The sequence below is a fragment of the Photobacterium sanguinicancri genome, from assembly GCF_002265265.1.
Classification (GTDB): Bacteria; Pseudomonadota; Gammaproteobacteria; order Enterobacterales; family Vibrionaceae; genus Photobacterium; species Photobacterium sanguinicancri.
This window is the reverse complement of sequence record NZ_NOIF01000382.1, coordinates 1-1,002: the sequence shown is the minus strand read 5'-3', so window position 1 is coordinate 1,002 and position 1,002 is coordinate 1. Positions and strand designations below refer to the sequence as shown.

At 40.3% G+C, this 1,002-nt stretch carries 1 protein-coding gene; it reads left to right on the top strand.

Annotated elements, in window-relative coordinates; all coding sequences use genetic code 11:
* Positions 1–113: 113 nt before the first annotated feature.
* Positions 114–866, top strand: coding sequence for a 1-acylglycerol-3-phosphate O-acyltransferase (locus ASV53_RS24165; RefSeq protein WP_094959012.1), 753 nt, complete (start codon positions 114–116; stop codon positions 864–866).
* Positions 867–1,002 lie beyond the last annotated feature (136 nt).

Below are 1,002 nucleotides of genomic sequence, written 5' to 3'. Positions count from 1 at the left end.
ACTCTTATGTAAAGTTTGACAAGAATTCGTCAATCTAGACAGGTACAGTTAATTTGTTTTTATACCTATTTCGTATCATTGGATACGACCTCAGCTTTGATTAGGGAGTCAATGTGCTTAGTTTTATCCGCATAATACTTGCGGCAATTTTTATCATTTTCATGACACTTTTTGCGCTTATTTATTGCTTATTTAGCCCGCGCGATCCTAAGCATGTCCACTTTTTCTGTCGTTGGTTTAATCAGCTCCATAAATTAGTTGGAGTTCAACTTATCCAACGTGGTACTGAACGTGTGCAAAATGCAGGTAACAGTGTTTATATCTCTAATCACCAAAGCATTTTTGACTTTGTTACTGCGCCAGGCATGCTTCAACCTCGTACCGTATCACTCGGAAAAAAGAGCTTATTGTGGCTACCCTTTTTCGGCCAACTCTACTGGATCACGGGTAATATCCTGATTGATCGTGATAACAAATCAAAAGCGCGTAACACGATTAAACAAGTGGTTGAAGCCATTCATCAGCGTAATCTATCGGTGTGGATTTATCCAGAAGGTACACGCAGTAAAGGTAGAGGGCTATTGCCATTCAAAACGGGGGCTTTCCGTATGGCAATTGAAGCTGGTGTACCTATTATTCCAATGTGTGTAAGTACAACTCACAACAAAATTGATCTAAACCGTCGTACAAATGGTGTCGTGATTGCCGAAATGTTAGAGCCAATCGATGTCTCAGGCTACAGCACCAATGAAGCTCGCGCTTTAGCAGATCATTGCCATAAACTGATGTGTGATAAAATCGCAGAGCTTGATAAAGAAGTTGAGCAATTAGAAGCACAACAAAATGCTTCTCTGCAAGCGGATTAAAGCACGGAAAACAAAGCTAAGTCGGTTAAATAAACCCAGTAATAAAAGCCCAAAGTCTATGAAGTGACCCCATTAAGTTGGACATTTTAGTTAAGCGGCTTGTAAGGCCTGATTTCGATATTCTATCGGAGTCAGG